The 16,031-nt window shown below is 71.1% G+C and carries 13 protein-coding genes; 9 read left to right on the top strand and 4 right to left on the bottom strand.

Annotated features, from left to right (window positions below; all coding sequences use genetic code 11):
* The first annotated feature begins 70 nt into the window (after positions 1-70).
* From ABGB17_RS33905 to ABGB17_RS33870, 8 genes are all read left to right on the top strand, one after another.
* A complete protein-coding gene (locus tag ABGB17_RS33905) occupies positions 71-1,057 on the top strand; it encodes an LLM class flavin-dependent oxidoreductase (protein ID WP_347637504.1) in 987 nt (328 codons plus the stop codon).
* A gap of 119 nt (positions 1,058-1,176) precedes the next feature.
* Positions 1,177-2,814 carry an ABC transporter substrate-binding protein gene (locus ABGB17_RS33900; protein ID WP_347637502.1) on the top strand — a complete coding sequence of 546 codons (1,638 nt, stop codon included), beginning with the start codon at positions 1,177-1,179 and terminating at the stop codon, positions 2,812-2,814.
* Complete coding sequence (locus ABGB17_RS33895; protein ID WP_347637500.1) at positions 2,799-3,803, top strand: ABC transporter permease; 1,005 nt, start codon at positions 2,799-2,801, stop codon at positions 3,801-3,803. Before ABGB17_RS33900 ends, ABGB17_RS33895 begins: the two co-directional genes overlap by 16 nt.
* Positions 3,800-4,600 (top strand): ABC transporter permease, encoded by an 801-nt coding sequence (locus ABGB17_RS33890; protein ID WP_347637498.1) that lies wholly within the window; start codon positions 3,800-3,802, stop codon positions 4,598-4,600. Before ABGB17_RS33895 ends, ABGB17_RS33890 begins: the two co-directional genes overlap by 4 nt.
* On the top strand, positions 4,597-6,255 hold the full coding sequence (locus ABGB17_RS33885; protein ID WP_347637496.1) for an ABC transporter ATP-binding protein: 1,659 nt from the start codon (positions 4,597-4,599) through the stop codon (positions 6,253-6,255). Before ABGB17_RS33890 ends, ABGB17_RS33885 begins: the two co-directional genes overlap by 4 nt.
* Positions 6,256-6,358: 103 nt before the next feature.
* Positions 6,359-7,546 carry a cytochrome P450 gene (locus ABGB17_RS33880; protein ID WP_347637494.1) on the top strand — a complete coding sequence of 396 codons (1,188 nt, stop codon included), beginning with the start codon at positions 6,359-6,361 and terminating at the stop codon, positions 7,544-7,546.
* A gap of 5 nt (positions 7,547-7,551) precedes the next feature.
* On the top strand, positions 7,552-7,758 hold the full coding sequence (locus ABGB17_RS33875) for a ferredoxin (RefSeq protein ID WP_347637512.1): 207 nt from the start codon (positions 7,552-7,554) through the stop codon (positions 7,756-7,758).
* A 53-nt stretch (positions 7,759-7,811) separates the two neighbouring features.
* Complete coding sequence (locus ABGB17_RS33870; protein ID WP_347637492.1) at positions 7,812-9,059, top strand: cytochrome P450; 1,248 nt, start codon at positions 7,812-7,814, stop codon at positions 9,057-9,059.
* A gap of 111 nt (positions 9,060-9,170) precedes the next feature.
* On the opposite strand, the gene ABGB17_RS33865 is transcribed toward ABGB17_RS33870, so the two are convergent.
* From ABGB17_RS33865 to ABGB17_RS33850, 4 genes are all read right to left on the bottom strand, one after another.
* Positions 9,171-10,169 (bottom strand): aldo/keto reductase, encoded by a 999-nt coding sequence (locus ABGB17_RS33865; protein WP_347637490.1) that lies wholly within the window; start codon positions 10,167-10,169, stop codon positions 9,171-9,173.
* A 15-nt stretch (positions 10,170-10,184) separates the two neighbouring features.
* Positions 10,185-10,733, bottom strand: coding sequence for a hypothetical protein (locus ABGB17_RS33860; RefSeq protein WP_347637488.1), 549 nt, complete (start codon positions 10,731-10,733; stop codon positions 10,185-10,187).
* Between the two features lie 92 nt (positions 10,734-10,825).
* Positions 10,826-13,606: a LuxR C-terminal-related transcriptional regulator gene (locus ABGB17_RS33855; protein ID WP_347637486.1), complete on the bottom strand. Its 2,781-nt coding sequence runs from the start codon at positions 13,604-13,606 to the stop codon at positions 10,826-10,828.
* A 205-nt stretch (positions 13,607-13,811) separates the two neighbouring features.
* Entirely contained in the window at positions 13,812-14,426 is a 615-nt protein-coding gene (locus ABGB17_RS33850) for a TetR/AcrR family transcriptional regulator (RefSeq protein ID WP_347637484.1), read from the bottom strand.
* Positions 14,427-14,561: 135 nt separating this feature from the next.
* Between ABGB17_RS33850 and ABGB17_RS33845 the strand changes: the two genes are divergently transcribed.
* A complete protein-coding gene (locus tag ABGB17_RS33845; protein ID WP_347637482.1) occupies positions 14,562-16,007 on the top strand; it encodes an MFS transporter in 1,446 nt (481 codons plus the stop codon).
* Positions 16,008-16,031: the final 24 nt, after the last annotated feature.

Raw genomic sequence — 16,031 nt, 5'->3', positions numbered from 1 at the left:
ATAACGTGAGGATACCTCCGCATATGCCCAAAGACGCGGAAATCAGTTGGCCCGGACGAAGGAGAGGACGTTGGCCGAAGGAATCGCCGTCTCCGTGCACGACACCGCACCTGTCTGGCGCGGTGACACGGCGGGCGACGCGTTACGCCGCTCGATCGAGCTCGCCAAGGCGGTGGAGGCGTTCGGCTACCGGCGCTACTGGGTGGCGGAACACCACGACACCCCCGCGCTCGCCACGTCCGCCCCCGCGGTGCTCGCCGGGCCGATCCTGGAAGCCACCTCCAGCATCCGGGTCGGCTCCGGCGCCGTACTGCTGCCGAACCACTCGCCGTACGTGATCGCCGAGCAGTTCGGCGTGCTGGCCGGCCTCTACCCCGACCGGGTGGACCTCGGTCTCGGGCGCGCGGCCGGCGGCTCCGGAGAGGCGGCCGCCCGCCTCGGCGACCCGCGCGGGCTCGACTTCGGCGCCGCGCTGAAGGAGCTCCAGGAGTACTTCTCCGGAGGCAGCCAGGGTGTGCGGGCGATACCGGAGCCCACCACCCCGCCGGACATCTGGATGGTGGGGTCGAGCACCGGCAGCGCCGCGTACGCCGGCCGCATGGGCCTGCCCTACGTCTACGCCCACGCGATCGTGGGCGCCGGCGCCCCCGAGGCGCTGGAGGCGTACCGCCGTTCCTTCCAGCCCTCGCCCCGGTGGCCGCGGCCGTGGGCCTGCGTGGGGCTGACGGTGGTCGCGGCCGAGGACGACGAGCGGGCGCACCGGCTGGCCGAGTCCTTCGTGTACGGCCAGATCCTGATGCGGACCGGCCACCCCGCGACGCTGCTGCCCACCGAGGAGGAAACGGCCGCGCACACGTTCTCCCCCGCCGAGCACCGGTTCCTGCGGGAGAAGATCGATCCGCAGTTCGTCGGCTCGCCGGAGCGCATCACGCCCCGTCTCGGCGCGCTGGTGCGCCAGACCGGCGCGGACGAGTTGTTCGTGCTCACCCAGGTACCCGACCACCAGGCGAGGATCCGCTCCTACGAGCTGCTCACCAAGATCGTCTCATCGCTGTAGCCCGCCCGCGATGTTCAGCGTCGCTTTAGAACCGCGCCGCACTGTGTTCCTGGCCGAGCGCCGGGCTTCGGCGGAGGCGACGTCAGAGCAATGAGGACGAGATGGGTGCTGCCAGGAGCTTGAGGCCCAGGGGACCCGCCGCCGTCGCGGCGGGCACGGCCACACTGATGCTGATCCTCGCCGCGGGATGCTCGTCCGGGACGGGCGGGCCGGCCACCGCGGCGGGCACTCCCCGCGACGGCGGCACCCTGCGCCTGGCGGTGGAGAAGGAACCGGAGTGCCTGGACCCGCACCAGAGCCCGACGGAGTCGGCACGGATGCTCACGCGGCCGATCCTGGACTCCCTCGTGTACCAGGACTCCCGGGGCGACTTCCACCCCTGGCTGGCGACCCGGTGGACGATCTCGCCGGACGGACGGAAGTACACCTTCGACCTGCTCGGCGGTGTCACCTTCACCGACGGGGAGAAGTTCGACGCCCGCGCGGTGGTCGCCAACCTCGACCACGTGGTGGACCCGGACACCAAGTCCCTGCTGGCCGCCAGCTTGATCGCGGCCTACGACTCGGCGAAGGTCGTGGACCCGGACACGGTCGAGATCAGCCTCAAGCGCCCCGACTCGTCGTTCCTCGGCGCCCTGGCGTTGCCCAACCTCGGCATGGAGTCCCCCCGCACGCTCAAAGGCTCCCCCTCGGCGCTGTGCGCGAAGATCGTCGGTACCGGCCCGTTCACCGCGCCGGCCGGCCTGGTGCCGCAGAAGGGCATCGACTACGTCAGGAACCCCGCCTACACGTGGGCGCCGGCGGCCGCGTCGAAGAACGGCCCGCCCCGGCTGGAGCGCATCGAGGTCACGGTCGTGCCGGACGGCCCGGCCAGGATGGGCGCGCTGACCAGCGGCCAGGTCGACGCCGTCACCGGGCTGTCGCCGACAAGCATCGGCACGCTGAAGAGAACCCCCGGGTTCACCGTGCACTCCACCGGGTTCCCCGGCATCCCCTACAGCTACTGGCCGAACACCGCCAAGGGGCCGCTCAGCGACGTCAACGTGCGCAAGGCGCTCCGCGCCGGCATCGACTGGCAGCAGATCGTCAAGAACGTCTACTTCGGGGTGTACGAGGGGGCCAAGGGCCCGCTGTCCCCCAGCACCCCCGGGTACGACCCCTCGGTGGCCCCGGCGTACGCCTACGACCCCGCGGAAGCCGGGCGGCTGCTCGACCAGGCGGGATGGACCGGGCGGGACGCGGCGGGCTACCGCACCAAGAACGGCAAGCGGCTGACCCTGCGCCATCTGTGGTCGGACGGGTCGGTGGCCAACCTCGCCGTCCAGATCCAGGCGGCGGCCAAGCGGCTCGGTGTCGAGACGGTCGAGGAGAACGTCGACGGCGGGACGTTCGTCAACCGCCTCCTCGCCGGTGACTACGAACTGATCGACACGAGCTTCTCGTCGCCGGGGCCGGAAGTGCTGCGCGTGCTGTTCGGGGCCGACAACATCCCCACCCGCGAACGCGGGGTCAACAACAACATGGCCAGGTACGACAACCCGCGCGTGGAGGAGGACTTCCGCCGCGCGCTGGCCGCCAAGGACCAGGCCGACCGGTACCGGATCTACGCGCAGGTGCAGAGAACCATCACCGAGGACGTCGCGGTGCTGCCCATCTACTCGCCCCTGTCCACGGTGGCGGCCCGGGACGGGGTGCGGCAGGTCGGCTTCAACGCCGACGGGACCCCGAGCTTCCACAGCACATGGCTGACGTCCTGAAGGCGCCGCCGGCCCCGGCGGTGGAGCCGGGCCGGGCCGCCGGCCGCCGCCGGGGGGCGGCGCGCCTGGTGCTGGTGCGGCTGGCCGCCTCGGCCGCGGTGTTGTGGGGAGCGGTGACGGTGACGTTCTGCCTCCTGCGGCTCATGCCGGGCGGCACGGCCGACGTCCTGCTCGCGCGGTCCAGGGTGAGCCCCGAGATACGCGCCCAGATCATCGCCGAGTACCGGCTCGACGACCCGCTGTGGGTGCAGTACGCCGCCTACCTCGGCAGGGTCGTCCGCGGCGAGTTCGGCGACTCCTACGTGTTGCGCCGGCCGGTGTGGGACGAGATCGCGGCGCGGCTCCCGCACACCCTGCTGCTGATCCTGACGACGCTGCTGGTCACGCTCGTCGCCTCCGTCCTGCTCGCGCTGGTGAGCGCGAACCGGAGGCGGTGGGTGCGGTCGTCGTTCGCCGCCGCCGAGTCACTGGTCGTGGCGCTGCCGCCCTTCTGGCTGGGGTTGCTGCTGCTGACGCTGTTCTCCTTCACGCTGCACTGGTTCCCGGCCATCGGGTCGTCCTCGCCGATGGGCCTGGTGCTGCCGACCATCGCGCTCGCCGCCGCGCCGACGGCGGTGGTGACGGGTGTGCTGCGTCAGGGCATCCTGCAGGCGCTGGAGGAACCTTTCGTGGTCACCGCGCGCTCGCGCGGCATCGGCGAGCCGGCCCTGCGCGTGCGGCACGTGCTGCGGCACGCCATGCTCCCCGCGGCCACGCTGCTCGGATGGATCGCCGGCTCGCTCATCGGCGGCGCCGTGATCATCGAGATCGTCTTCTCCCGGCAGGGGATCGGGCGGCTGATGTTGTTCGCGGTGCAGAACAAGGACATGCCCGTAGTGATCGCGGTGGTGCTGCTGACCGCGGTCGTGTTCGTGGCGATCAACATCGCGGTCGACGTCCTCATCTGGCTGATCGACCCGCGGACACGGGAGACCGGGAGGTGGGCGTGACCAAGAGCGTGTGGCTCGGAACGGCCGTCCTGGCGCTGCTGGTCGCGATGGCGGCCCTCCCGTCGCTGTTCACCGGCGCCGATCCCGACGCGACCGACCTGAACGCGACGCTGCGGCCGCCGAGCGCCGAGCACTGGCTCGGCACCGACCAGAACGGCCGGGACCTGTACGCGCGGATCGTGTACGGCGTCCGCCCCTCGCTGCTCATCGGCGCCGGCGCCGTCGCGCTGGCACTGGCCGGGGGCGTCCTGATCGGCGTGGCGGCCGCGCAGCTCGGCCGGGTCGTGGACCAGGTGCTGAGCAGGTCGCTCGACGTGGTCCTCTCCGTTCCCGGCCTGCTGCTGGCGTTCCTCGTCGTCGCGGTGCTCGGGCCCGGCGCGGGTCCCACGTGCGTCGGCCTGGCGGTGGTGTCGCTGCCTGTCTTCGCGCGGGTGGTGCGCACCGAGGTGATCAGGATCCGGGTCTCGCAGTACGTCGAGGCGGCTCACGGATTCGGGCTCGGCAGAGCCCAGGTGGTGCTGCGTCACGTCCTGCCGAACGCGTTCGGGCCGGTCATGGCCCTGGCGACGGTGAGCCTCGGAGCGATGATCGTGGCGGGTTCCTCGCTGAGTTTCGTGGGTCTCGGCCCCCAGCCGCCGACGGCGGAGTGGGGCGCGATGCTGGCCGAGAGCCGGGAGTTCCTCGCCCTCGCCTGGTGGCCCGCCGCGTTCCCCGGCGCGGCGATCACGCTCGCGGTCCTGGCCGTCACGGTCGTCGGCCGGCACCTTCAGGACCGTATCGAACGGAGGCGGGCATGAGACCGGCCACGACGGCGACCGGGCCGGACGTCTCGCGAACCGCGGAACTGGTCGCCGTCCGGGACCTCGCCGTGACCTTCGCCACCCGCCGCGGGCCCGTCGAGGCCGTGCGCGGGGTGTCGTTCCGTATCGAACGTGGCCAGGTCGTCGCGATCGTCGGCGAATCCGGGTCGGGCAAGAGCGTCACGGCGCGCAGCCTGGTGGGGCTGGCAGGGGACGACGCCACCGTGCGGGCTCAGGAGCTGACGTTCGACGGGGCCGACCTGCGGCAGGCCGGGGAGCGTGCCTGGCGTACGCTGCGCGGGCGGCGCGCCGGGTTCGTGCTCCAGGACGCGCTCGGCTCGCTCGACCCGCTGCGCCGCGTCGGCGCCGAGGTGGCGGAGCCGCTGCGCGAACACCGGATCGTGCCGCCGGCCGGCATCGAGCCCGAGGTCGTGCGCCTGCTCACCGAGACCGGTGTCCCCGCCCCCGAGAGCAGGGCGCGGCAGTACCCCCATCAGTTGTCGGGCGGGCTGCGGCAACGGGCGCTGATCGCCTCCGCGCTGGCCGCGCGGCCCGACCTCCTGATCGCCGACGAGCCGACGACGGCACTGGACGCGACCGTGCAGCGGCAGGTGCTCCGGCTGCTGCGCGAGCGGATCGCCGACGGCACCGCGATCCTGCTCATCAGCCACGACATCGGCGTGGTCGCCGAGATCGCCGACTACGTGTACGTGATGAAGGACGGGCTCTTCGTCGAGGAGGGCCCGCCCTCCAAGGTGCTGGAGTCGCCCACCCATCCGTACACCAAGACCCTGGTCGCCGCCGTGCTCGGCACGTCGCGTGGCCCTGGACGGCACGGATCCGGCGGACCGGCGGACGGCGGTGAGCCGGTGGTGCTGCGCGCCGACGGGCTCGTCAAGAGATACCGGCTGCCGGGCAGGGGCGAGTTCACCGCCGTGGAAGGGGTGTCGGCCACCGTCAGCGCCGGCGAGACGCTCGGGATCGTGGGGGAGTCGGGATCCGGGAAGACCACGGTGGGCCGGCTCCTGACCGGGCTGCTGTCCCCCGACGAGGGCCGGGTGGAGGTGGACGGCCGGCCGTGGGACGAGCTGCGTGGCCGGGCGCGGCGCGCGGCCCGGCGCCGCATCCAGATGATCTACCAGAACCCGCTGGCTTCCTTCGACCCCCGCTACACGGCACGCCTGCTGCTGGAGGAGCCGCTGCGCGTGGACCGCACGCCCGCACGCGAGCGCGCACGGCACGTGGCGCGGCTCCTGGAGTACGTCGGCCTCGACGAAGGGATCCTCGACCGGCGGGCGCGGGACCTGTCCGGCGGGCAGCGGCAGCGGCTGGCCATCGCCCGTGCCCTCGCCCCGGAGCCGGCCGTGATCGTCTGCGACGAACCGGTCTCGGCGCTGGACGCCTCGATCCAGGCGCAGGTGCTCGACGTGCTCGCGGAGGTCCAGGAACGGCTCGGCGTGGCGTACGTCTTCATCTCCCACGACCTCGGGGTGGTACGCCGGCTGAGCCACCGCGTCATCGTGATGAAAGAGGGGCAAGTGGTCGAGACCGGCGAAACGGCAACGGTGTTCGACACCTCGCAGCACCCTTATACAAAATCTCTTCTGGACGCCGTTCCGCGCCTGCATATCACTTATCCAACCGGCACATAAGCCATTCTAAAGCCGGAGCGGCCCGCACTTGTTCACCGTTTTGCTTTCTGCATAACATCATCGTCGACCGGGTCCGTTTCCCTCTCCGTGAAGGAACAAGGAAATGACGGAAGCTCCTCCCTACCCGCAGAAACGCACCTGCCCCTACCAGCCGCCGGCCGGATACCAGGAGATCGGCGAGCGCGGGCCAGTGCTGAAGGTGAGCCTTTTCGACGGCCGCGAAGCCTGGATGGTGACGGGATACAAGGAGGCCCGGGAGATTCTCACCGACCCGAACCTCTCCTCGAATCGCACCCACCCCGGTTTCCCCATCATCGCCCCGAGGCTCCGCTCGCAGATCGCCCGCACTTTGGCGCTTCTCGCGATGGACCCGCCGGTTCACGACGTCTACCGGCGTTATCTCAACTCGCATTTCAGCCTCAAATCGGTGCGCCGCATGCGCCCGGAGATCGAGGAGATCGTCTCCGGCTACGTGGACAAGATCGTCGAGCACGGCCCGCCCGCCGACCTGGTGCCGATGCTCGCCGTGCCGTTCCCCTCCCTGGTGATCTGCCGGCACCTCGGCGTGCCGTACGAGGACCACGACTTCTTCCAGGACGCCAGCGGCAAGGTCATGCTGGGCGACGAGCAGGAGGCCACCGCCGCGGCGCAGGACCTGATGGACTACATCGACCGGCTGGTGGCCCTGCAGATCAAGGAACCCACCGACGGCCTGCTCGGCACTCTCGTGCACGAACGGGTCGCCACCGGCGAGATCGGCCACGACGAGCTGGTCTCCATCGCGCTCGTCCTGCTGATCGCCGCGCACGAGACGACCTCCTCGTCCCTGGCGCTCGGCGTCATCACCCTGCTGGAGCACCCGGAGCAGCTCGCCCGCCTGCGCGAGGACATGAGCCGCCTGCCGGACGCGATCGAGGAGTTGCTGCGCTACGTGGCGACCACCGACCTGGTGGCCACGCGGGTCGCCAAGGGCGACATCGAGATCGCGGGTCACCTCATCCGCGAAGGGGAGGGTGTGCTCGTCTCCGGCACCCTGGCCAACCGCGACGCGCGGGCGCACGAGCGGCCGGACGAGTTCGACGTGCTGCGCGAGGGCAACCACCACCTCACGTTCGGTTTCGGTATCCATCAGTGCCTCGGCCAGAACCTGGCGCGTATCGAACTGGAGATCGCGCTGCGCGAGCTGCTGACCCGGCTCCCGGGGATGCGGCTGGCCATGCCCGTCGAGGACCTGCCCATCCTCGGCGCCGGGACCGTGCAGCGGGTGCTCCGGCTGCCGGTGGAGTGGTGAGGCGCATGTGGGTGCGGGCGGACCGGGACCGCTGCGTCAGCGGCGGGCGCTGCATGGCGGCCACCTCGGAGGTCTTCGACCAGGACGACGACGGCCTCGTCGTCCTGCTCACCCCCACTCCCGCCCCCGACCAGGAAGAACTGGTCCGCAGGGCGGCGCACAACTGCCCGGCCAGGGCGATCACCATCCGCGAGGACCCGGCTCCGGCCTGACCCGGTGCCTGCTCAGCCGTCGAAGACCGTCCGCGCGCACGAGGAAGTGAGGCATGGCATCGATGGACACCACGACGACGTCCCCGAACGATCAACTGTTCGCCTACCCGGAGGACAGGCGGTGCCCCTGGCAGCCGTCCCCCGGTTACCAGGATCTCGGCGAGCGGGGCCCGCTCCACCGGGTACGCCTGTGGGACGGGCACACCATCTGGATGGTCACCGGGCACCCGCAGGCCAGGCGCCTGCTGAGCGACCCGCGTATGTCGGCCGACCGGGCACGGGAGGACTTCCCCGTGATCCTCCCCCGGTTCGAGGCGGACATCTTCAAACCGCTGGCACTCATCGGGTTCGACCCTCCCGAGCACGAGGCGCAGCGGCGGCTGGTCGCCCCCGCCTTCACGCTGAAGCGGGTGCGCGCCCTGCGGCCGGAGGTCGAGGAGCTCGCCGGGAGACTCGCCGACGACATGCTCCGCAAGGGGCCGCCCGCCGACCTGGTACGTGACTACGCGCTGCCCATCCCGTCCACGGTGATCTCCCGCCTGCTCGGCGTGCCGTACGAGGAGCACGAGTTCTTCGAGACCGAGAGCGCGGGACTGCTCCAGGCCAAGAGCCCCGCGGAGGCGGAGGCGGCCGGCCAGGCGCTGTGGGACTACCTGGACCGGCTGCTCGCCGCCAAGCAGCGCGACCCCGGCGGCGAGGGCCTGCTGAACCGGCTGGCGGAGGAGGCGAACCGGGAGGACGGACTCGCGCGGGACGACCTGCTGCGCATCGCGCTGACGCTGCTGCTCGGCGGCCACGACACGACGTCCCAGATGATCGCCCTCGGCACCGTCACCCTGCTGGAGCACCCCGATCAGCTCGCCGCGCTGCGCGCCGACCCGGACATCCTGCCCGCGGTCGTGGAGGAACTGCTGCGGATGGTGTCCGTGACCGACCTGTCGGGCGTGCGGGTGGCCACCGAGGACATCGAGATCGACGGAGTGGTCATCAGGGCCGGCGAGGGTGTGCTCGTCTCCTCCTCCATGGTCAACCGCGACGCCGGCGTCTTCCCCAGGCCCTACGAGTTCGACGCTCACCGCACCGCCAGAGGTGAAGCCGCCTCCGACCGTCAGCACCTCACCTTCGGGTTCGGCATCCACCAGTGTGTGGGGCAGAACCTGGCGCGGATGGAGCTGGAGGTCGCGTTCAGGGTGCTGTTCGAGCGGATCCCCGGGTTGCGGCTGAGCGTCCCGCTGGACGAGTTGCCCGCACGCCGGGGCAGCACCATGCAGGGCGTGCACGCGCTGCCGGTGGAGTGGTGAGGCCTCCCGGGCGATCACCGTCCGGGACGCGCTCCTCCCGGCGGACGCGGCGGACCGCCGCCGGGAGTGCGGACGGGGCTCCGGGCGGCCTGCCCGGAGCCCCGCTCCGTCTCAGCGCTCGATGAACCGCATGCTCTGCTCGTTCCAGCGTTCGCCCCGCACCTCCTGGGACGGCACGGCGGCCTCCACCGCGGCCAGGTCGGACCGGCTGAGGCTCAGGAAGGCGGCGTCGGCGTTCTCCTCCAGGTGGGCCCGGTGCTTGGCCCCCGGGATCGGGATCACGTCCCGGCCCTTGTGGTGCAGCCAGGCCAGCGCGAGCTGCGCGGCCGTCACGTGGAACTCGTCGGCCAGCTTGACGAGGCGGTCGACCAGCAGGAGGTTGTGCTCCAGGTTGCCCGGCTCGAACCGGGGCAGCCCGAAGCGCCGGAAATCGCCGTGCTCCAGTTGGTCGGCCGAGCGGATCTCGCCGCTCAGGAAGCCGCGGCCGAGCGGCGCGTACGGCACCAGGGTGATGCCGAGCTCCCGGCACACCCCGGTGACCTCCCGTTCGATGTCCCGCGACCACAACGACCACTCGGTCTGCACGGCCGCGATCGGGGTGACCGCGTGGGCACGGCGGATGGTCTCCGGCCCGGCCTCGCACAACCCGATCTCGCGGACCTTCCCCGCGGCCACCAGCTCGGCCATCGCGCCGGCCGTCTCCTCGATGCCGACCTCGGCGTCCACCCGGGTGAGGTAGTACAGGTCGATGTGGTCCACGCCGAGCCGCTCCAGGGACGCGTCACACGACCGCCGCACGTAGGCCGCGTCCCCTCGGATGCCGGCGCCCACCCCGGGCCCCGGCCGCACGACGCCGAACTTCGTCGCGAGCACCGCCTCCTCACGCCGTCCTGCGACGGCCTTGCCGATCAGCTCCTCGTTGGCGCCGTGTCCGTACACGTCCGAGGTGTCCAGCAGCGTGGCGCCGAGGTCGAGGGCGCGCCGGATGGTCGCGACGGACTCCGAGTCCGACGTCGGGCCGTAGAACTCCGACATGCCCAGGCAGCCGAGGCCCTGGGCGCCCACGTCCAGCGATCCGATCCTGCGCGTGGGAAGCCGCGTCAGGGGCATGTTCATCTCCGTTCGTCACTGCCGGTAGACGACGATCGCGGACTCGTAGACGTCGTGGGACTCCTTGACGACGGGCCGGAACTGCCGGAAGCCGATGGCGCCGCGCAGCGGTCCCGCCACCACGACCGCCGGGAACGACGCCGCCTCGCCGGCGGTCAGGCGCGCGTCGTCGACCAGGCCGCCGGCCCGGATGACGTTGCCGTCGTGCAGCCTGATCTCCTCGCCGAAGTAGGCGATGAAGTGCCCGTCGTGCTCCTGCTTGTACAGCATGCGGCCCGCGCCCCGCGTGCGGCCGATCTGCTCGCCGTCCGGGCCGAATATCTCCAGCGTGACCGTGGCGAAGTCCTTGTCCGTGGGCGTCGTGCCGGTGGGATCGGGATTGTTGGAGCTGTACTCGACCACTTTCTCGGTGAGGTCGCGCAGGATGAGCGACCGTTCCGGCCTGCGCAGCGCCCCCACTTTCTCCGACGTGGTCTCGGGTGGGGCCGCGAAGAGCGGGAGCAGCCAGGAATTCACCGTGTCGAGCACCGGCGACATCCGGGCGGACAGCACGTGCAGATCCACACTCGCCTCCTGAAACGGAACCCGCCAGCCGCCTGGCCGAGGTGTCCGGCGGCTCGTCAGCGGCGACATTAGGAGTGGCTGCTCAAGCCGTACTAAAGGTGTCTCTCGTTACCGGCGGCCCTGCGCTGGACGGCCAGCGCGAGCTGCATCCGTGAGCTCACGCCGGTCTTCCGGTAGATCCGGGTGAGATGGACGTCCACGGTCCGCAAGCTGATCATGAGCTGGTCCGCGATCTCCCGTCGTTTCATCCCTGCGCAGATCAGCGACGCGATCTCGCGTTCCCGATGGGTGAGCCCTCCGAAGCTCTCCAGGTCATCGCCGGTGGGCTCCGGCAGGTGGATGACCGGCACCGTGAGCTGCCGGTCCAGCCAGTCGAGCATGGTCTCCGCGCCGGACCGCCGGGCGATCTCCGCGGCCAGCCTGGCCGTGCGGGAGGCCTCCTCGGCCTGCCCCAGCTCGCTGAGCGCGCGGGCGGCCTGCCCGAGGGCGTAGCACTGATCCATCAGCATGCTCACCGACGCGAACCTCCTGGCCGCGCTGCTGTAGCACCGCACCGCCTCGGCGAGCGCCCCCTGCACGCGGCACAGGTGCCCTCTGGTCAGCTCCGCGTACGCCTGGTTGTGCGGCATCGGCACCGTCCTGGCGTGCTCCTGGCTGCTCCGCACCCACTCGTGCAGCGGCATCCCGGCGTCCATGCCCGCCGCGCACAACATCTCCCAGACCGTGTTGCGGTTCGCCATGGGGATGGCCAGCAGATCGGCACCCTTCCCTTCGTTCAGCAGCAGGGTGACGCAGTGGGTGGGATCGCCGTCGAGCCACGCGCACCTCGCCAGGCTGTGCGCCGCGATGGACGCGCTCCCGTTGATGTTGGCGCGCGACGGCGGCTGCTGCGCGAGCGCCTGCTGCGCGAGCAGCTTGGCCCGCCCGCTGCCGACCGGCTGCATCCACACCTCGGCGGCGGACTTCAGCGCCACCGCCTGCGCGTGCCGCAGCGAGTTGTCGGCGCTCGACTCCACGATCGCGGCGTCGGCCGCGTCACGCGCCTGCCTGAGCTGGCCGAGGTGGCGCTCGGACTCGCTGAGCAGCACCAGGAGCGTGGGCAGCAGGAAGGACTGCTGACGCTGGCGCGCGATGTGGACGGCTCGCTGGAGCTGGCGCTGGGCGTCGATGTAGCACCCCAGGTAGAGATGGGCGAGGGCCACCACGACCAGGCATTCGAGCTGCCGGGCCACCACGTGCTCGGGGTTGCGGTCCAGCCAGCCTGCGGCGGCGGTCACCTCGGTGAGGGCCCGGTCCACGTCGCCCCCGGCGATCGCCTCCAGCGCCAGGAGCCCCGCGAGGCCGGCACCGGTGAGCCCGTCAGGGCGGGCCCTGGCGATCTGGAGCGCCTTCTCGGTCTCGGCCCGGTCGGCGGTCTGGCCGAGCATGGTCAGCCGGAACCCCCGCGCGAACACCAGGCGCGGCAGGACCGGCGACTCGTGCAGGTCCGGCCGGGACAGTTGCTCGTTGAGCAGGTCAAGGGTCTGCACGTCCTGGCTCAGCACCCCCTCGACCACCGACACGAAGGCCACCTGCCGGGCCAGGGCGTGGGGGTCCGCCACGTCGCCGGACTCCTGCACCACGAACAGCAGGTCCCGGCTCTCGGCGATCCGCCCGATCCGCCCGAACGCCGTGCTCAGCACGAGCCGGGCGCGCACCCCGATCTCGCTGGAGGCCGGCGCCTCGGCGATCACAGGGGTGAGCCAGGAGATGCACTCGGTGACGTCGCTCTCCATGATCTCGTGAGACGCGTCGACGATCTGCGCGAGCTCGCTCGCCCGGACCCGCGACAACGAGCTGACCAGGTGGAAGCCGAGCTGCGTGCGCGCCTGCCCGCGGGCCGAGAGCCGGTCCAGGGCGCGTTCGTGCGCCCGGGCGGCCCAGCAGGGGTCGATGGTGCGGCGCAGCAGAATGCCGAAGACCTCGTCCCTGATCGAGAACGTCGTGCCGATCGGCTCCACCCGGATCAGGTCGCGCCGCATCAGGCTGCGCACCGCGGCGGAGACCACCAGCGTGTCCACCTCGGCGACCTCGGCGAGCAGCTCCACGTCGAAGTGGGAGCGCAGGATCGCCGCGGCGTTCAGCACGTACCTCTCGTTGAGCGTGAGGTCGCGCACCTCGCTGACCACGGCGAACTCGAACGGCGCCACGGCCGTGTCGCTGCCCGAGCGCGCGCTGTGGTCCAGCGCTTGCAGGGCGCGGAGGTTGAACGGGTTGCCGCCGCTGCGGCGGCGGAGCTCGTAGGAGGGGGAGACGGGGGACATGGCGAGCATCTGCGCGTCGTTGAGCGGCGCCAGCTCGATGCTCGTGGCGGTGCCGAAGGCCGTGGCGAGCGTGATGGCCTCGGCGAGGTGCTCCGGCGTCTGCCGCGGCCGCAGCGACACGACCACATCGACGAGCGGAGGCGGCGAACCGCCCGCGATCTCGATCAGTTCACCGATCGTCTGCTCGTCGGCGAGGTGGGCGTCCTCGATCACCACGAGCTCGCGGTCCGGCTGCCACCTGCGCCGCGACAGGCTCGCGACCGACGGCGTCTCCAGCCGGCACTCCTCGGATCTCCTGGCCCGCCACAGCGCCTTCCGCACGGCGTTCATCGCGCGTTCCTGCCGGCCACGTGCGCAGCGATGGACCGTCGCAGGCAGGGTGGTCCACTGGCGTTCCTGCACGAGCGTGGAGAGCAACTGGGTCTTGCCGGCCCCGGGCTCACCGAAGACGGCGGCAAGGCGGCCTTCGGTGCCGGCCTGCTGGGTGAGGCACCTCAGCTTGTCCAGCTCGGCCTCGCGCACCACGGTGGTCGATGCGGCGCCGAGCAGTCTTTCCTCATAAGAACTCATGTCTGACGACCCCAAGGCGTTCGTGACCGACGAATGAGGGCTAGGGCGCTAACGGCACTCCTTTAGTTTCTGCGAGGAAATTCCCACTGCGCGAGAAAGGCGATCTTGTCGCCGGGTGGTCCCGAGAGGACAAACACCTATAGATCTAAGTAATTTGCTAATATCCCCCCCTGCGCGATGACAGGTGCGGGCGTTGTGACCTTGCTCACTCTCCACTCGCGGGCCGATCTCCGGGGTGCGTCGCGATGCCCTCCAGGATGAGCTGCAGGAGCCGCCGGCTGCTGTCCTTGCCGGCGGACAGGGACTGCTCGCGCACCCAGGCGGCACCGCTGAGGAGGTCGAACAGCTCGTCGGGGGTCAGGTCCGAGCGCACCAGGCCCGCGACCTGCGCGGAGAGCAGCAGGTCGGCGCCGCCGCGGTGCATCGCGCTGCACATGGCGTGCGAGGGGGTGCCCTCGTCGTACATGCTCCGCGTCAGGATGCCGACCAGGCCGCGGAAGGTGCTGTAGTGCTGGATGGTCTGGTGCATCCACTCCGCCAGCGCCTCCAGCGGGTCCCGCGCCTTCGACAGTTGTTTCGCGTGGCTCACGAGACTGGCCAGACCGTCCCGGGTCGCCGCTTCCACCAGGCACGCGCGGGTGGGGAAATGACGGTAGAGGGTGCCGATGGCCACTCCCGCCTGGGCGGCGATGTTCTCCAGGGAGGCTTCCGCCCCGTCGGTCTCGAAAGCCTTGCGCGCCGCGGCCAGTATCGCGTCGTAATTGCGCCGGCCGTCCGCCCGCTTGGGACGTTGGGCGATATAGGGCTCGTCTTCGGCCATCACAACTCCTCTTGACTTCCTGAGGCACCCTCAGGTTGAATGCTGACGACCAACCTGAGACGTCCTCAGTATAGTTGCGCCACCTAACCTGAGGCTCCCTCATAATTACCTCAGGCTGAAGACCGTGGAGGTTTCATGAGCACTGACCGCGTCTCCGGCGACGTCTCCCGGGAGGTACCCGCCGACTTACCGGCCGGGGACGCCTCCACCGGCCCATGGGCACTCGCGCTCACGGCGATCGTCGGCGCGGAGTTCATGCTGCAGCTCGACGGCACCATCGTGAACGTCGCGCTGCCCACCCTGCAGTCCGATCTCGGGCTGACGGTCGCCGGCGGCTCATGGGTCCCGAACGGCTTCCTGCTCGCCTTCGGCGGGCTGCTGCTGTTCGCCGGCCGGCTCGGCGACGTCCTCGGGCACCGGCGGGTCTTCGTCGCGGGCATCGGTCTGGTCGTCCTGGCCTCGCTGCTGGCCGGCCTCGCGCCGAACCTGGAGATCCTGCTGGTCGGCCGCGTGCTGCAGGGCGCGGGCGCCGCGATCGCCGGCCCGACCGGCCTCGCGTTGCTCGCCATCGTCTTCGACGGTGCGCGCAGGCAGCGCGCGTTCGGCCTGTACTCGACCGTCACCGGACTCGGCGCGTCCGCCGGCATGGTGCTCGGCGGCCTGCTGACCTGGGCGGGCGACTGGCGCTGGAGCCTTCTGGTCAACGTACCGGTCGGCCTCCTCATCATCGTGCTCGCCGCCAAGGCCCTCAGCCTCCGCGACGACGCCACCCGGAAACGATCGCTCGGCCTGCCGAGCGCCCTGCTCGGCACCGCCGCCGTCACCGCTCTGGTGTACGGCCTCGTGCACGCCGCCGAGAACGGCTGGGGCGACACGGTGACCCTGGTCGCGCTGATCGCCGGCGTGGTGCTGGCCGTCGCGCTGCTCGTGTTCGACCGCCGTACCAGGGAACCGCTCCTGCCGACGAAGGTCTTCGTCAGCAGGGAACGCGGCGGGGCCTTCATCAACCTGCTGCTGCTCGCGGCCGTGCTCACCAGCTTCCTGGTCTACCTGGTGCAGTACCTGCAGTACGTCCTCGGCACCAACGCCCTGCAGAGCGGCCTCGCGATCCTGCCGTACGGCCTGGCGCTGCTCGTGGTCACCCAGATGCTCACCAAGTACATCGCCAACGTCAGCCTGAAGACGCGCGCCCTCATCGGCCTGATCGTGGTGCTGGCCGGGGTGGCCTGGCTGACGCGGCTCGACGGCTCCAGCACCTACACCGCCGACGTGCTCCCGGGGCTCCTCGCCATCGGTGTCGGCGTCGGCCTGGCCATCATCCCGTTCAACATGATCATCTTGACCACCGCGCCGCCGGAGCACGCCGGAGTGACCGCCGGCCTGCTGCAGACGGCGCTCACCATCGGCGGCTCGCTCGGCCTGGCCGCCATGCTGATCCCGCTCGCCGCCGGCGGCACGGTCGACCCGGCGAACGTCTCCTCGGTGTTCGTCTGGGCCAGCGGGGCGATGGTGCTGGCCCTGCTGGTCACCCTGCTCTTCTGGTTCGTCCCCGGGGCACGCAGGCCCGCCGCGCAGGGCTGAGCCATCGCTGCACGAAGGGCCGGG

Origin of the sequence: Sphaerisporangium sp. B11E5 (assembly GCF_039871875.1) — a bacterium.
Taxonomy (GTDB): Bacteria; Actinomycetota; Actinomycetes; order Streptosporangiales; family Streptosporangiaceae; genus Sphaerisporangium.
Note: the sequence above shows the minus strand (reverse complement) of the source record. Positions and strands in the feature narration are given on the sequence as shown.